The sequence below is a fragment of the Cyclobacterium sp. 10D3-21 genome (genome assembly GCF_055809755.1).
In genome coordinates this window covers 2,425,939-2,442,036 of record NZ_CM147924.1, presented here as the reverse complement: position 1 = coordinate 2,442,036, position 16,098 = coordinate 2,425,939, and the positions used below count along the sequence as shown (strand labels likewise).

The 16,098-nt window shown below is 41.4% G+C and carries 13 protein-coding genes and 1 tRNA gene; 12 read left to right on the top strand and 2 right to left on the bottom strand.

The genetic code is table 11. From position 1 onward, the window contains the following. Nucleotides 1-535 precede the first annotated feature (535 nt). Genes AC0L7T_RS09910 through AC0L7T_RS09900 form a run of 3 tightly spaced genes read left to right on the top strand, consistent with a single transcriptional unit; the run spans nucleotide 536 to nucleotide 5,206 of the window. Nucleotides 536-2,317, top strand: a complete 1,782-nt coding sequence (locus tag AC0L7T_RS09910; RefSeq protein WP_473342401.1) for an FAD-dependent oxidoreductase — start codon at nucleotides 536-538, stop codon at nucleotides 2,315-2,317. Beyond that, complete coding sequence (locus AC0L7T_RS09905) at nucleotides 2,314-4,179, top strand: 2-oxoacid:acceptor oxidoreductase subunit alpha (protein WP_473342400.1); 1,866 nt, start codon at nucleotides 2,314-2,316, stop codon at nucleotides 4,177-4,179. Before AC0L7T_RS09910 ends, AC0L7T_RS09905 begins: the two co-directional genes overlap by 4 nt. Then, on the top strand, nucleotides 4,154-5,206 hold the full coding sequence (locus tag AC0L7T_RS09900; protein WP_473342399.1) for a 2-oxoacid:ferredoxin oxidoreductase subunit beta: 1,053 nt from the start codon (nucleotides 4,154-4,156) through the stop codon (nucleotides 5,204-5,206). The genes AC0L7T_RS09905 and AC0L7T_RS09900 overlap by 26 nt, the downstream gene beginning before the upstream one ends. 92 nt (nucleotides 5,207-5,298) lie before the next feature. Here the strand turns inward: AC0L7T_RS09900 and dinB are convergent, their stop codons facing one another. Next, nucleotides 5,299-6,489, bottom strand: coding sequence for a DNA polymerase IV (gene dinB, locus AC0L7T_RS09895; RefSeq protein ID WP_473342398.1), 1,191 nt, complete (start codon nucleotides 6,487-6,489; stop codon nucleotides 5,299-5,301). A gap of 119 nt (nucleotides 6,490-6,608) precedes the next feature. Between dinB and AC0L7T_RS09890 the strand changes: the two genes are divergently transcribed. The 9 genes from AC0L7T_RS09890 to AC0L7T_RS09850 all read left to right on the top strand — a co-directional run bounded on the left by AC0L7T_RS09890 (nucleotide 6,609) and on the right by AC0L7T_RS09850 (nucleotide 15,000). Further along, nucleotides 6,609-7,304, top strand: coding sequence for an XRE family transcriptional regulator (locus AC0L7T_RS09890; protein ID WP_473343363.1), 696 nt, complete (start codon nucleotides 6,609-6,611; stop codon nucleotides 7,302-7,304). 481 nt (nucleotides 7,305-7,785) lie between these two features. Then, nucleotides 7,786-8,271, top strand: a complete 486-nt coding sequence (locus tag AC0L7T_RS09885; protein ID WP_473342397.1) for a methylated-DNA--[protein]-cysteine S-methyltransferase — start codon at nucleotides 7,786-7,788, stop codon at nucleotides 8,269-8,271. 61 nt (nucleotides 8,272-8,332) lie between these two features. Next, a complete protein-coding gene (locus AC0L7T_RS09880) occupies nucleotides 8,333-8,794 on the top strand; it encodes a GNAT family N-acetyltransferase (RefSeq protein WP_473342396.1) in 462 nt (153 codons plus the stop codon). A gap of 530 nt (nucleotides 8,795-9,324) precedes the next feature. Continuing rightward, nucleotides 9,325-9,795 (top strand): RNA polymerase sigma factor, encoded by a 471-nt coding sequence (locus AC0L7T_RS09875; RefSeq protein WP_473342395.1) that lies wholly within the window; start codon nucleotides 9,325-9,327, stop codon nucleotides 9,793-9,795. Between the two features lie 6 nt (nucleotides 9,796-9,801). Then, a complete protein-coding gene (locus AC0L7T_RS09870) occupies nucleotides 9,802-10,359 on the top strand; it encodes a hypothetical protein (protein WP_473342394.1) in 558 nt (185 codons plus the stop codon). 260 nt (nucleotides 10,360-10,619) lie between these two features. Then, a tRNA-Leu gene (locus tag AC0L7T_RS09865) sits at nucleotides 10,620-10,701 on the top strand. 91 nt (nucleotides 10,702-10,792) lie between these two features. Further along, nucleotides 10,793-11,686, top strand: coding sequence for an aldose 1-epimerase family protein (locus tag AC0L7T_RS09860; RefSeq protein WP_473342393.1), 894 nt, complete (start codon nucleotides 10,793-10,795; stop codon nucleotides 11,684-11,686). 79 nt (nucleotides 11,687-11,765) lie between these two features. Next, on the top strand, nucleotides 11,766-13,685 hold the full coding sequence (locus AC0L7T_RS09855) for an ABC-F family ATP-binding cassette domain-containing protein (protein WP_473342392.1): 1,920 nt from the start codon (nucleotides 11,766-11,768) through the stop codon (nucleotides 13,683-13,685). Nucleotides 13,686-13,725: 40 nt separating this feature from the next. Continuing rightward, nucleotides 13,726-15,000 carry a type IX secretion system plug protein gene (locus AC0L7T_RS09850; protein WP_473343362.1) on the top strand — a complete coding sequence of 425 codons (1,275 nt, stop codon included), beginning with the start codon at nucleotides 13,726-13,728 and terminating at the stop codon, nucleotides 14,998-15,000. Between the two features lie 127 nt (nucleotides 15,001-15,127). Here the strand turns inward: AC0L7T_RS09850 and cas6 are convergent, their stop codons facing one another. After that, complete coding sequence (gene cas6 / locus AC0L7T_RS09845; protein ID WP_473342391.1) at nucleotides 15,128-16,021, bottom strand: CRISPR-associated endoribonuclease Cas6; 894 nt, start codon at nucleotides 16,019-16,021, stop codon at nucleotides 15,128-15,130. Nucleotides 16,022-16,098 lie beyond the last annotated feature (77 nt).

Below are 16,098 nucleotides of genomic sequence, written 5' to 3'. Positions count from 1 at the left end.
CACTCCCATAGGTTTAGCCAATGCTTTACAGCGTATTCCCTTAACCTTGTAGCTAGTCCCTTTTGATTTCATAGCCAAAATAGGCCTAATTTCTTAATAGACAATGTTTAACTTTATTATGATTGTTCATTTCAAAAGAATATATAATAGGGTAAAATAAATCCAATGGACCAATTAGCTAGATACCAATACTTTTGGCTATTGCCTCCCCAAAAGTTTTTGAACAGCAAATGCCCATTTTCAATGCTATAATCTGTGGAAATAAAACAAGAGACATCAACGGTTTACTCACCTTGGACCCTAAGAAGTCCCCCATTGGGATAAGTTCATTAAAAGCAGCAGAAACCTTCCGCTATTTTTAAAAAACCCTCCACTAAAAATCATAAATACTTATTTAGAAAGAAGTAAAATAAGCTTAGGGATAAAAATAATCTCCAATAATTTGTTTTGCAGGGTTAAGTTTTCTAAAATTATTCTGAATTAGCAAAAACGGTCTTTCCATCCATAAGGAAAAGGTCAAAACCCAAAATATACAATGAAGCCTACCGATACGAGTAATCCGGAATATTACCACAAGGTAGTGGACTGTCAGTACGCCTGTCCAGCCCACACCCCGGTCCCTGAGTATATCAGAAAAATTGCAGAGGAAAAATACACCGAAGCCTACATGATCAATTGGGAATCGAATGTATTCCCTGGGGTTTTAGGCCGGACCTGTGACCGCCCCTGCGAACCTGCCTGCAGAAGGGGAAGAGTAGAAGAAGAACCTGTAGCGATCTGTAGGTTAAAAAGAGTGGCAGCAGACAATAAAGGAGATGTAAAATCCCTAATGCCTCAAGCACCATTCCCTTACAATGGCAAGAAAATCGCCCTTATAGGCGGTGGTCCTGCCTCCCTGACAGTAGCGAGAGACCTTGCTCCATTGGGCTATGAAATCCATCTTTTTGATGAACAAATAGCTGGAGGAGGTATGATGAGAAGTCAGATCCCTGCATTCCGACTGCCTGAAGAAGTGCTCAATGAAGAAGTTAATTACATCCTGGATCTAGGCATTCACACCCAATTCATGCATTATGTAGATAGCCTGAAAGGTGTTCTGGAGCAAGATTACGATGCGGTATTTGTAGGCACCGGAGCTCCCAGAGGTCGTGACCTCCCGAAACTTCCAGGAAGACAGGAAGCAGATGCCAACATCCATATCGGCATCGAATGGTTGGCAAGTGTAGCTTTTGAACACACCGAAAAAATTGGAAAAAAAGTAATTGTTTTAGGTGGTGGTAATACCGCCATGGACTGCTGTCGTACTTCTCGCCGAATGGGTGGAGAAAGCGTAAAAGTTGTCGTTAGAAGTCCATTCAAGGACATGAAAGCTTCTCCTTGGGAAAAAGAAGATGCCCAGCATGAAGACATTGATATATTTGACAACCATGTTCCCCTTAGTTTTGAAGTGGAAAATGGCAAGCTGATAGGCATGAAATTCCAAAAGGTGGAAGCCGTCTATGATGACAATGGCAAAAGAAAGCTGATCCCAACAGGAGAGCCGGATGTATTTATAGCTGCAGACGAAGTACTTATAGCGATAGGTCAGGAAAACAGCTTCCCATGGATAGAAAGGGATATAGGGCTTGAGTTTAACGAATGGGAAATGCCCACGGTAGACAAGGTCACCTTTCAGTCTACGAATCCTAAAGTCTTCTTTGGTGGAGATGCTGCATTTGGACCAGAAAACGTTATCACGGCAGTGGCTCATGGACACCAGGCTGCAGTATCCATGCACTTGTTTTGCGAAGAAAAAGACCTAAAGCAAAGGCCTGCTCCGTTTACCAAGCTGTTCAGCACCAAAATGGGTATCCATGAATGGGCCTATGACAGCCCTGTAACCATCGATCAAAGATTCCTGGTCCCACAGGCAGAGAAATCTCTGACATTGGTAGACCGAAAGAAAGAGGTGGAACTGGGATTTAACCTGCCCACAGGTTTCAAAGAAGCCCAACGTTGTCTAAACTGCGATGTACAAACGGAATTCTCCACTGATCTCTGTATAGAATGCGATGCGTGTATGGACGTCTGTCCCACCTCCTGCATTACATTTACCGGAAACGAGCCGGAAGAAGATGAATTAAGACAAAAACTACTGGTACCCGCGACTAACAAGTCTCAGGACATATTGGTGTCAGACACCCTCAAAACCGGCAGGGTAATGGTGAAAGATGAAGATGTTTGTCTTCATTGTGGACTATGTGCCGAAAGATGCCCTACCTCCGCCTGGGACATGAAACAATATTTTTACAGTGTAACAAAAGCAGGAAGTATATGAAGGAGCAAGAAGCCATTGCCCACCCTCAAGCAAGAGTAAATGATTTTGTAGCGCGATTTGCCAATGTCAACGGAACCGGATCCGCCAGTGCCAATTTTCTATTTGCCAAAGCCATATTCAGGATGGGTATTCCCGTCACCCCTAAAAACATTTTCCCTTCCAACATCCAGGGTTTACCTACCTGGTATGAAGTGAGGGTAAGTGAAAAGGGCTACCTGGGCCGCAGAGAAGGCATAGACCTCCTTGTGGCAGTCAATGCGCAAAGCATGAAGCAGGACATAGAAAGCGTACATCCCGGAGGCTACCTCATGTATGACAACACCAAAAAACTGCATACGGATATGATCAGGGGAGACATTCATTATCTGGGAATCCCCATGATGGAGATGGCCAATGAAAACTATAGCAACCCCCGACAAAGGCAACTGTTTAAAAACATTATTTATGTCGGTGCACTTTCTGTCTTGCTAAACATAGAGTTTGAAGTATTGGAGACATTGCTCAAAGAACAGTTTGCTGGCAAGGAAAAACTGATCGCTCCAAATGTAAAAGCGCTGCAGCTGGGAATGAATTATGCCCGCGAGCATTTCGATTACCCACTTGATTTTCACCTGGAAAGAAGGAATCTTATCAAGGACAAAATCTTGGTAGACGGCAATACGGCCTGTGGACTAGGCGCTGTATATGGAGGAGCAACGGTAATGGCATGGTACCCAATCACCCCTTCTACTTCTGTTGCAGAGGCATTTGAGAAATTTGCAAGCAAATACCGCATAGACCCCGAAACGGGAAAGAAAAATTACGCAGTGGTACAAGCCGAAGATGAGCTGGCAGCCATGGGAATGGTCATCGGCGCCAACTGGAACGGTGCCAGGTCACTGACAGCCACCAGTGGTCCGGGTGTTTCCTTAATGAATGAATTTATAGGCTTGGCTTATTTTGCCGAAGTACCTGCTGTACTGATAGATGTACAACGGGCTGGGCCTAGTACAGGCATGCCCACCCGAACACAACAGTCGGACATCACCATAGCTGCTTATGCCTCTCATGGAGACAGCAAGCACCCTTTGTTATTTCCTTCCACTCCCAAAGAATGTTTTGAAATGACAGCCACCTCTTTTGATCTGGCAGACCGGCTTCAGACCCCCATCATCCTGATGACTGACCTTGACCTGGGAATGAACGATCACATGAGTGATCCATTCGAATGGGATGCTGAAAAGAAATATGACAGAGGAAAGGTATTCAACAGAGAAGAACTGGAAGCGATGGGTAGGTATGGCCGTTACCTGGACAACGAAGGAGACGGTATTCCTTACCGAACCTATCCGGGCACACACCCTTCCAAAGGCGCATTCACCACCAGGGGAACCTCCAGAGATGAATACGCTGTATATACTGAAAGCAGTGAAGCTTATGTACGTAATATGAAGCGTCTGTTGACCAAATGGGAAACCGCAAAAACAATAATGCCGGAGCCTCAACTGTATCAAGAAGAAAACCAGCAGGAGATAGGCATTCTTTTCTTCGGAACGTCCACTTATTCATCAGAAGAGGCCAAAGACATGTTGGGTGAAAAGGGCATTCACCTGGATGCTATTCGTATCAAAGCCTTTCCATTTGGGGAAGCAACTGAAGCATTTATTCAGTCACACAAACTCGTGTTTATCATCGAGCAAAACAGGGATGGACAGCTTCGCAGCTTGATCATTAATGAAATGCAAACCAACCCTGCGAAATTAGTCCCTGTGCTGAATTACGATGGCATGCCCATCACTGCCGATGATATCGCTTCACAAATCTCCAATTATTTAAAGCAAAAAACCGCCGTAGCTCATGACTTATCTGAAACCTATATTTAGACACCCCAAACTTCCTAAAAACAAACTTGGGTATACACTTAAGGAATACGAAGGAGGTATTTCCACCCTTTGTGCAGGTTGTGGTCATGACAGTATCAGTGCCACCATCGTACAAGCTTGTTACGAAATGGACATAGAGCCTCATCTGGTAGCTAAAATTTCCGGTATTGGTTGCTCTTCCAAAACCCCTGCCTACTTTTTAGGCAATTCTCATGGCTTTAACTCTGTGCATGGCAGAATGCCTTCAGTGGCTACAGGAGCCAATATGGCCAATAAAGACCTGGTGTATTTTGGTGTCTCAGGAGATGGGGACACTGCTTCCATAGGCATGGGACAATTTGTACATGCCATCCGTAGAAACCTAAACATGGTCTATATCGTGATGAACAATGGTTGCTATGGCCTTACCAAAGGACAAGATTCGGCGACGGCCGACTTAGGTTCCAAAAGCAAAGCCGGATCTATCAATCCATTCCAACCTGTAGACCTTGCCAGCCTGGCAGTAGAATTAGGCGCTACCTTTGTTGCCCAAAGTTTCAGTGGCGACAAGCAGCAACTGGTTCCCCTTATCAAAGCCGGCATACAACACAAAGGCCTGGCATTTATCAACGTGATGTCTCCCTGCGTAACTTTCAATAACAATCCGGGATCTACCAAATCCTACGATTACGTAAGGGAACACATGCAGGCCACTGGCACCTTGGATTTTGTTCCTGAAGAAAAACCCATTCATACAGAATACAAAGAGGGCACAGGTACAACTGTCTCTCTACATGATGGTTCAGAGATGAAACTACACAAACTCGCACTAAACTGGGATCCCGAAGACAGGGTATCGGCAGCAAATGCGATACAACAAGCACGGATGAAAAATGAAATACTCACCGGACTGCTCTACATCAATCCAGTATATGGCGACTTGCACGACATTATCGATACTTCCGACACACCTTTAAATGCCATGAAGGAAAATACATTGTGTCCGGGAACAGAAAAACTGGACACCATCAATGCGGGATTCCGATAAGACAAGTCAGATGCAATAACATTCGAAACAAGTACAATCACCAAACCCCATCACATATACAAAGTGATGGGGTTTGTCTTTTATCACCTGACTCAGTTTTCTTTTCCATTAAACGGGTTAAATTTTCGACTCCCTACACTCATCCCTATGGCCCTGCAAACGGTCTTGTCTCCATACTTTCCATTGAGCCGGTCCAAGGCCTGGTACAAAGAAATACGTTCTTCCGTATCTTCAAATAAATTGATCTGATAATGGCCATGCACCAGCCCACTAAAGCGAACGCCGATCAGGCGAATCAGTAAACGGCGTTGGTACAGTTGCTGAAAGAGCGCTTTGATCAGCGGAAGAAGCACATGATCTGCGGAAGTATAAGACACCCGACGTTGCACCGTATGGGTATCAAAATCAGAATAGCGGATCTTTACCGATACGGTAGATGCCAGTTTCTGCTGCTGTCTCAGTTTACCCGCCAGCTGCTCGGTCATGGCCGTAAGTGTAGCCTCCAGCAGACCGATATCTATGGTGTCTTGTTCGAAGGTGTTTTCTGTAGAAATCGATTTGGCTTCCGAATAAGGCGTAATAAGCGAACGGTCGATACCATTGGCTTTTTCCCAAATCATCAATCCGTTTTTACCAAAAGCCGACTCCAGCAATTCTGCAGGCATGGCTTGCAGGGTATGGATTTTTTTTACGCCCATATTGTACAGCGTATGGGAAGTTTTCTGCCCTATCATGGGGATTTTTCTCACTGACAAGGGTGCCAAAAAAAGTTTCTCTTCCCCGTAAGGAATCTGTTTTTCATTATTGGGTTTGGCTTCTCCTGTCGCTACTTTAGATACCGTTTTATTTTGTGAAAGCCCTAGCGAAATAGGCAAGCCGCTTTCTTTGATGATTTTTTGTCGCAGTTCCTGGGCCATTTTATAACAACCAAAAAACCGATCCATTCCAGTATAGTCCACATAAAACTCATCTATAGAAGCTTTTTCAAAAAGCGGCACACTTTCCCTGACGATCTCAGTGATCTCATTGGACTTCTGGCTGTACTTTGCGAAATCACCTCGGATCTGTAAAGCCTCCGGGCAAAGCTGCCTGGCGGTGCGCATGGGCATGGCTGAGTGAATGCCAAACTTCCTGGCTTCATAGCTGCAGGAAGCCACCACTCCCCTGTCTCCCGACCCCCCGATCAGAATAGGCTTGCCCATAAGCCGACTGTCATACAGACGCTCGACCGACACAAAAAAACTATCCAAATCCATGTGTACAATATTCCGTCTTTCTGCCATTACCTTCCTCTCCTACTATGATTTACAGTTCTTTTTGTTAATTTTATTGACATTTTATTGTTTATAATTTAAACATTTGTTTTATATTTAAACCATTGATTTCATTAAAAATTTTGACCATGTACCTTCACAGCAATATCAAACTACTGCGCAAAAGAAAAGGGCTTACCCAGTCCATAATGTCCGAGTCACTGGACATCAGCAGGTCCAAGCTTGCGGGTTATGAACTAAGCATCAGCCCTCCCCTGGATACTTTGGTGAAAATCTGTGAGTACCTTGAAGTATCAGTGGATTTGATGTTGAAAGAAAACCTGGAAAAATACCCTACTCACAAGCTCAGGGATATTTTAGAAACCAGCCGCTACCTCAAAGGCCGCGACCTGCGCATCCTTACCACCACTGTAGATGCACAAGGGCGTGAACTCATAGAAGTGGTCTCCCAAAAAGCCAAAGCAAGCTATCTGGCAGGTTTTTCAGATCCCGACTTTATTGGTGAACTGCCTCGGTTTTACCTTCCTTTTCTTCCTCAGGATAAAAAATACCGCGTTTTTCAGGTAGACGGAGATTCTATGGAACCTATCCCTGACGGCGCATGGATTATTTGTGAATACATAGAAGACTGGACAGCTATACGGGATGGTGAAAAGTACGTCATCGTCACTGCTCAGGATGGAGTTACCTTTAAACTGACTTACAATCAGTTAAATAAAAAAAGACAATTACTACTGTGCTCAAGCAACCCCTTATACACACCTTTTGAAGTAAAAGCAGAGACGGTGAGGGAGGTCTGGAAATACCGCATGATGATGGTATAAGTGCTCCAATAAGTTGGTATAAACTGAAATTAAAGCTATCTTTAGTAAGTTGGTTGCCCACCGACAGTGTAATTAATGGCAACATTTTCTGCCATAATCTGTTAATAATATATACCCTTACTCGGCTCCATAACTTAGAACCCGTCGAGAATCGTATCTATTGATTTTTATTTAAACACGCATAATGCAATAGGGTTTCCCGATTTTTTTTCAGCCTACCCTGACCTTTCTCAGGGGAAGTGATAAAATGACAAAAAATCAGGAGTGAAAGAGACTGAGGCTGCACATTGTAAAGAAGCAGTCAAAAGTTGAATTGATTGATTCTGTCCACTGTAGCGGAGCATTCAGTAACAAATCCGCTATTGCATACCCGAAGTCAAAAGGGTTAAACATTATAATATTTCATTGAAGCGTCGGTAGGAAATCTGCCTTAGTAAAGGTTAAACCTTGTCTTGGTCTTGGTTTTAAAATTGTAGAGGATATGAAAGAAACAGTAGTAATTGCATCGCTCTTAGGGAATATCAGACTTGTCGCTGAAGATGGTTTTCTTTTGTCTTGTAGTTTCACGGAAGATCCCTTGTCAGGAAAAACAAACAATCTCTTTTTCCTGGATATCATAAGTCAGTTGACTTACTATTTCGAAGGAAATCTAAAATTATTTGATGTTCCAGTGGCTATTGGTGGTTCTGAATTTCAAAAAAAGGTTTGGATGGAGGTAAACAAAACCCCTTTTGGTCAGACGGCTTCTTATAAGGACATCGCCTGCGCACTTGACAAACCTACTGCTGTCCGCGCAGTGGGTGCTGCCAATGGCAAAAATCCGCTATTGATCATTATCCCCTGTCACCGGATCATCGCCAGCACGGGAGAGTTGACCGGTTATGCCGGTGGCCTGTGGCGAAAGCTGAAGCTGCTACAAATGGAAGCCGTTGACAAGCCTGGCAGGCTATTTAATATAGGCTTTTAAGTTTCTGGTTTTTTCCTGGTAAAACGCTTTATTCTTTTTGTCAACATCTGTATTTTTAAAGATGGAAAAAATAAATATCCATCCCTATACAGCAGAACTGGCGCCCTACTTTCTCTCTATCAATCAGGAATGGATAGAAAGGTATTTTGCCATGGAACCCTTTGATATCGCCCAACTCCAAAAACCCCAGGAAACAATCCGGGATCATGGTGGAGAAGTTTTATTTGCCGAATGGAAAAAAGAGATCGTAGGTACGGTGGCTTTGAAAAAAATAAATGAGAGCCAATACGAATTGATTAAAATGGGGGTATCACCCAAAGCACAAGGCAAAAATATCGGCCTTTTACTTGGGAATGCTGCCTTGGAATGGGCCAAAGCACAAGGAGCTACTAAAGTGATCCTGTACAGCAACAGTCTACTGGCTCCTGCGATAGCCCTGTACCTAAAAATGGGCTTTAAAGAAATCCCAATGGAATGTGGAACCTATGAGCGCTGTGACATTAAAATGGAATATATTTTTTAATTGCTTTCTCTGGCTTGATACAAAAAAGGCTTTTATTCAAAAATACTTGTCTAAATCCACCCCTTGTAGATTAATTAAAAGAGGCAACCGCTGATTAAAAAGAAGGGGAATTAGAAAGTCCAGCGCCTTAACAAAAGGGACATAATCCGTGAAAGCTGACGTAAGCCAATCGTTACCAAATATTTGAAAAATAAAATTACCCTGTGTAAGATTTTATACTTTTTAGACAACTTATAGGGAAATTAGCATTTCAATCTCTTCCTTATGTGGCTAGCAATATTTCTCCCCATACGCACTTCAACCTTTAGCTTATCGTCAACCGATAATTTTCAAAAGAAAGATTTTACTAATCGTAAAATGCTCGAAACCTACCTCAATAACTTAAAAACCGATACCAATGAAAAGACACTTGCACCAAAGGGAAAGAAAATGACAGGCTATACCGTTTTTGGGTCCGCTTATGATTCCTTAATTCGTTTTAATACCGAGAAGACCGGTCGAAGCTTTCAATTCTTTAAATACTTTAGGTAATGGAAAAGGAATTTCTAAAAATAGTGGAAGCACATCAGGGGATAATCTTTAAAGTCTGTAAACTATACCGGAACAGTAAAGAGGACCAGGAGGACTTGTTCCAGGAAATTGTGCTTCAACTGTGGAGGGCATTCCCAAAGTTTCGAAAGGAATCAAAAGTAAGCACATGGATGTACCGTATTGCCTTAAATACCGCTATAGCAATGTTCCGGAAGCATAAAATAGAAATCGAATTCAACGAATATACGCCAAAAGAGATTTACTCAAATCAGGCAAGTGAACAATCAGAAAATGAGGAAAGGCTGTTTGATGCCATTAGAACATTGAACCAGGCTGAAAGGGCCATCATTGCCTTATTTCTGGAAGACTTCAATTACAAGGAAATTGGCGAAATCACAGGGATAACTGAAAATTACGTCGGTGTGAAGATTAATAGATTAAAAGAAAAACTCAAAAACATCTTAAAATAAAAAGCTATGGAACTCGATAAATTAAAATCAACCTGGGATCAATCAAGTACTGGAAAAAAAAGCCAAAATGAATTATTGATAATGACAAAAGTGAAAAACCACCCAACGATTAAAAAAATGAAGCTAAAATTTTTAATTGAGGCCATTCTTTTAGTTGTTTTTATAGCCGTTTACTACGATGGTTTTGATGGGGAAACTAAACCCTTGTGGGCAAATGTACTTTTGATAGGCGCTACCAGTTTATACATCTTTGTCCGTTTTGTGGGCTGGCTCATTTTGAGAAACCCTATCAATGGCGACAATATAAAACAATCACTTCTTAATTTTCAATCGAAATTAAAGCAAATAACCATTGGTATTGTTTTGACTTCCTTTCTTTTTGGCTGTGCGGTGATTTCCTTTTTCTCCTCATCTATTGACTTCACAAAAGAGAAATACACTGCATTTGCTTTTATGTTGTTTTCTTTAATACTACTGGTTTATTTATCTAGTAGAAATTGGAATAAACGAATAAGCAAGATTAAAACCAACCTTAAGGAATTTGAATCTCCAGTTGGTCAATAGCTATGAGAGAAAGTTTTAGTGGAGAATGCTATATTATGGGTACAAATAAACAGAAAAGTTGGACTATTGCCTTTAATAATAACAATGATTGAGACCATTGGATTACCACAACCCTTTCCTTCAATGCCAAAAATTGACACTTGTATACCAGTCTGGAATTTTGATTTGACAAAACGCTCAATTCTTTACCTTCTCTGATAATTTGTATACATTTTTATTTGCACTGCTGGAATTATCTCCTACTTTTGCACTTCCTATCTGCGCACGTGGTGAAATTGGTAGACACGCCACCTTGAGGGGGTGGTGCCTTCGGGTGTGGAAGTTCGAATCTTCTCGTGCGTACAAAACCTTTCCTAAATTGGGGAAAGGTTTTTTTTTGATGGTTAATTTATTATAAATTCCATTTTTATTCACCTTTTTACACCTTATAGCCATGACTGCTGCTACCATCCATCATTTGACATTTGGTAAAATTGCCGCCCAAATTTCTACTATGGGTGCTGAATGTATTGCACTTAAAAAAAATGGTTTGGAATACCTCTGGCAAGCAAATCCAGACATCTGGGGCAGGCATGCACCAGTACTGTTCCCTATTGTAGGCAAGCTAAAAGACAACAAGTATACCTATCAAGGCAAGTATTATACCATGGGCCAGCATGGATTTGCCCGAGACCGTAATTTTGAGTTGACTGAAAAAACAGACAATCAACTTACGATGGTTCTCAAAGCAGATGAAATCAGTAAAAAGGTATACCCTTTTGATTTTGAACTTTCTATTCAATACAGTCTTAGCGAAAATGGCCTGAATGTGGATTATCATGTCTACAATCCCTCAGGAGAGGAAAACCTGTTTTTTAGCATTGGAGCCCACCCTGGTTTTGGCTGCCCACTAGAACCTGAAAAGGAATCTTTCTCGGATTACCAATTGGATTTTGGGCATAAAAATATTGCTTCCCTTCCATTGTATACCCTTGAAGGAGGTTTGATCTCTACCAAGAAAAGTACTTTAGCACTTCGGGAAGGCAAAGTGGACTTGGACTACAAGCTTTTTGAAAATGATGCGCTGATATTAGATGTGGGGCCAGTTACGGCAGTAAGTATAAGCAGTCGCAAAACAGGTAAAGGCTATGCTATGCAATTTTCGGATTACAAGTGGTTAGGCCTATGGACCAAAGAAAAAGGTGCAAAGTTTATTTGTTTAGAGCCTTGGAACGGAATTGCCGCCACCACGGATCATGATGGAACACTTGAAAATAAATTAGGCATTGTGCAATTGGCTCCTCAAGCTAGCCATAAGGCAGGATTTCAGGTAGAACTTTTGGGATAAAATCAAAAAAAATCACTACTTTAATGAATTCATTTTTCTAATGCTGCCATATCCCGTATAGTTTTCTTAATTTTGCGGCATGTTATCCATAAACAATCTCTCTTATTATATTGGGGGCCGTCCCCTTTATGAAAATGCCTCCCTTCATATCAAGCCAAAAGATAAAATTGGTTTGGTAGGTCTGAATGGTACAGGCAAGTCTACACTCCTAAAAATCATACATGGTGATCTTCAGCCAAGTTCTGGAGAAATCCAAAAAGCGAAAGACTGCAGTGTTGGTTTTCTTAACCAGGACTTGTTGTCTTATCAATCAGAAGACAGTATTCTTGATGTTGCGCTTGAAGCTTTTAAAGAAACTTTGTCTTTACAGGTAGAAATAGACAAAGTGCTCAAAGCGATGGAAACAGATTATTCTGATGAAATCATCCAAAAACTTGCCAATCTTCAAGAAAGATTCGAGGCCCTTGAAGGCTATACTATCAAAGCCAAGGCTGAGGAAGTGTTGGAAGGCATAGGTTTTAAGACCGCTGATCTGGGACGTCCTTTGAAAACATTTTCCGGAGGATGGCGGATGCGTGTGATGTTAGCCAAGTTACTCTTGGAGAAACCAGCTTTACTAATGCTGGATGAACCTACCAATCACCTTGACTTACCCTCTATTCAGTGGGTGGAGAATTACCTTAAATCTTACGAAGGCTCTGTTATTGTCGTATCTCACGACCAGACCTTTTTGAACAATAGTACCGAAACTACGGTAGAAGTTTCTCGTGGCAACCTCACTAGTTATGCAGGTAATTATGCCTTCTATAAAACTGAGAAGGTAGAAAGAGAAGAGATTCAGCAAAATGCCTACGAAAATCAACAGGCAATGATCAAGCAAACGGAGCGTTTCATTGACCGTTTCCGTGCAAAAGCTTCCAAATCGAACCAAGTACAATCCAGGGTTAAGGCCTTGGACAAGTTGGACAAAATATCTGAGGTAGAAAAAGATGAAGTATCTGTAAACTTTAAATTTACTTTCTCCCAAAAATCTGGTCGGGATGTAATCGTATTGGATGATGTTTCCAAATCATTTGGTGACCTTAAGATTCTCGAGAATGCTACTGCCCGTATAGAGCGTGGAGATAAAATTGCCCTTATTGGTGCCAATGGAAAAGGTAAATCTACTGTCTTGAGGATCATCAATGGCTCTGAACCTATAGAGGGAAATAGAGAAGAGGGATATAACCTGGTCAAAGCCTTTTTTGCGCAGCACCAGTTAGAAGCCTTGGGGATCAATAATGAAATCCTGCAGGAAATGGTACAAGCCGGCAGCAGAAAATCAGAAACAGAACTGCGAAATGTACTGGGCTGTTTTCTATTTTCCAATGAGGATGTCTTCAAAAAAATAAAAGTGCTTTCTGGAGGTGAAAAATCCAGGGTAGCATTGGCCAAGACACTGATTTCCGAAGCTAACTTTTTGTTATTGGATGAGCCTACCAATCACCTTGACATACAGTCTGTCAATATTTTGATTCAGGCATTGAAGCAATACGAAGGCACTTTTGTTACGGTCTCTCACGATAGGTTGTTTATCAAGGGAGTCGCCAATAAAATATGGTACATAGAAGACGAGCAAATTAAGGTATATCCAGGCACTTACGATGAGTATGTTTACTGGCGTTCTAAGCAGACAGAAAAAGAAGCCAAGCCGCAAAATGTTGTAAAAAAAGCACCAAAGCCTTTGCCAAAAAGTTCAGCGGAAAAGCAAGATGAGCATGCGCAGAAGAAAGCGATAAAGGAGAAAGAAAAAACTTTAGATAGTCTGGAGCAACAAATCACTGACCTAGAAAAGAAAAAAACGGATTTAGAACATCAATTGGCGCAACCATCCGTATATGAAGATGAGGTGAAAATGCAACAACTCAATGAGAAGTATACGAAGATGAAGCAGGATGAAAGTGCCCTTAACAAGAAATGGGAAGCACTTGCCGAGCAAATAGAAAGTATGCAAAGCTAAGGCCAAGGCCTTTAACCTGTACTAAACATAACCCTGAGTGATGAGACAACCATTGATTAAGCTTGTTATTATTCTTTTATTGTTTTCCACGGGGCTTTTGTCTGCTCAGGAGATATATGAAGATCAGGTATTTGACGAAAACATAAGAACCGTTCAGCTTTATCCAGCGAGCAGTGAGTTTTCGGCACAAATGACGGCACCGGTTATTTTACTGAACAGTTCTCTACCACTAGAGTTACATTTCGATGACATTTCTTATGAATCGGACCGCTACATTGCGAAACTCATTCACTGTAATGCGGATTGGACTAGTTCTGGGCTAAAGGATCCGGATTTTCTCCAGCAATACAATGAATTTATCCTCAACTCTTATGAGTACGGTATCAACACGAGGGTACCTTATATTCATTATACTTTTCAGGTGCCAGCCGTTACCAGAACTGGGAACTATATTTTAAAAGTTTACAGAGGCAGAAAAGAGTCAGATGTAATTTTCACCAAAAGGTTTATGGTTTATCAAAACCAGGTTGGAATCGGGGCTGAAATTGTTCCTCCCAGTTTGAATGAGGACAGAAGGGTAGCGCAGCAAATCAATCTGACTATTGGCTATGGCAACCGTCAGCTGGTGGATCCTCTTAGCAATACCAAGGTGGTGATTCGTCAAAATCAAAGGTGGGACAATGCTATTTTTGGTTTGAAATTTACACATATCCGAGAGGACATCAAGCAGTTGCAATACCAGCTCTTTGATGGCTCTAACACTTTTCTGGCTGGAAATGAATTTCGATTTGTGGATTTGCGCTACGTACGTACGAGAGGAAGGAACATTGCCAAAGTAAGTATGGAGGAAGACGTTGTTTTTGCAGAAGCCACAATTGACAAAGTCAGAAAAGGGGTCACCTATCTGGAATACCTGGATCTAAATGGGCAATTTGGCATATTCAATGTAGAAAGGCAGAACCATCTCCTTGAAAGTGAGTATGTATTACTAAACTTTAACTTAGAATCTCCCAAGCTCCCCTCCCCTCCTTATGTATTGGGAGCCCTGACCAATTGGGGAAAAAGTGCTGATGCTAAGATGGTGTACAATGAAAAAAAGGGTCTTTATCAGGCAAGTTTGTTTTTAAAACAAGGCTGGTACGATTATCAATATGGTTTTCAATCAGACAATGGCTGGAATATGGAACCTTTTGAAGGCACTCATTTTCAAACCGAAAACAAATACGAAATCTTTTTTTATTACCGGGAAATGGGTTCCAGATATGACGAGCTGATAGGCTATACTGTAATCAATCCTAATATGAGAAGATTTTAAGTTGAATCCATAATAGGAAATGGTTGTCCCCTATTATGGGATCAATAAACGCAGGAGCACAATCGATAAGGTTATAACAAAAATCAAAGCAAAAAAAATACCCGGCTAATTCACCGGGTATTTTTTTTTAATCTTTACTTTCTTCTGGTTTTTCATCCTCATTCTCCGCTCTTTCGTCGTTTTTACGAGGTTCATGAGTTTGCGCTCTATAAGGCACAAAACCCTCTCTTTTAAATTTATAAGGTTCAGTTCGCTGGCTTGGCATATTGTTTGCCAGATCAAGCATTCCAAACCCTTTGTGTGTAAAGGCACCTAGCCCACACTTGAACACAAATTCTTGGACTTCACCGGCAGCGTATAAGGTGAAAGGCAAGGTATAGCCTCTGACTTCATACTTCACATCCATATCATAGACAGAATATATTCTTGCGAATTTTTTCTGTTGCTCACGAAGTTTGTTGACATAATTCATGTCTGGAACCACCTGGAATTTATAAAAGGATTCCATTTGTTCCTGGTCATACCATCCAGATTTTTCCATTCTTGTGAGTGTTGACTCATACAAAAGATCAGAAAACTCATCTGTGTCAGGGTTGATAAATCTTTTACCTGACTCGTCATCAAATGTGGGAGTAAGCAAAACCAATGGCGAGATGCACACAAATTTGTTGGATGTCTCTAAAGGTGGCTCAATTTCTTTCTCAGTATACTCAGGTGACAATATCAAATTCCCCAATTCAATTTTAGGGGTTTTGAAAACCTGCTTCAATAGATACTCTATGAAAGGTTCATCAGGAGCTGAAACGACAAGTGTAACCAAGCTGGAATAATAATGCAACCCACTCCTACTAACTTTAGTTTGGCCTTTTAGACCGGAAAAGTTAAAGAAATTGTAGTTAAAAAACTCTTCCTGGCCCCCTTTAACGATCAGGCCTTTGAGAAACTGAGCTAAGATGTACTGATGGTGAAAGGGTAAGTAAGCACCTTTGTTCTTTAAGGAAAATATTAATCTAATTCTCACGACTATAAAAATGAAAAGTTGAACAAAAATTTATTTCATCGTACTAACTGAACTAACTGATAGTTGAATAAATAAGT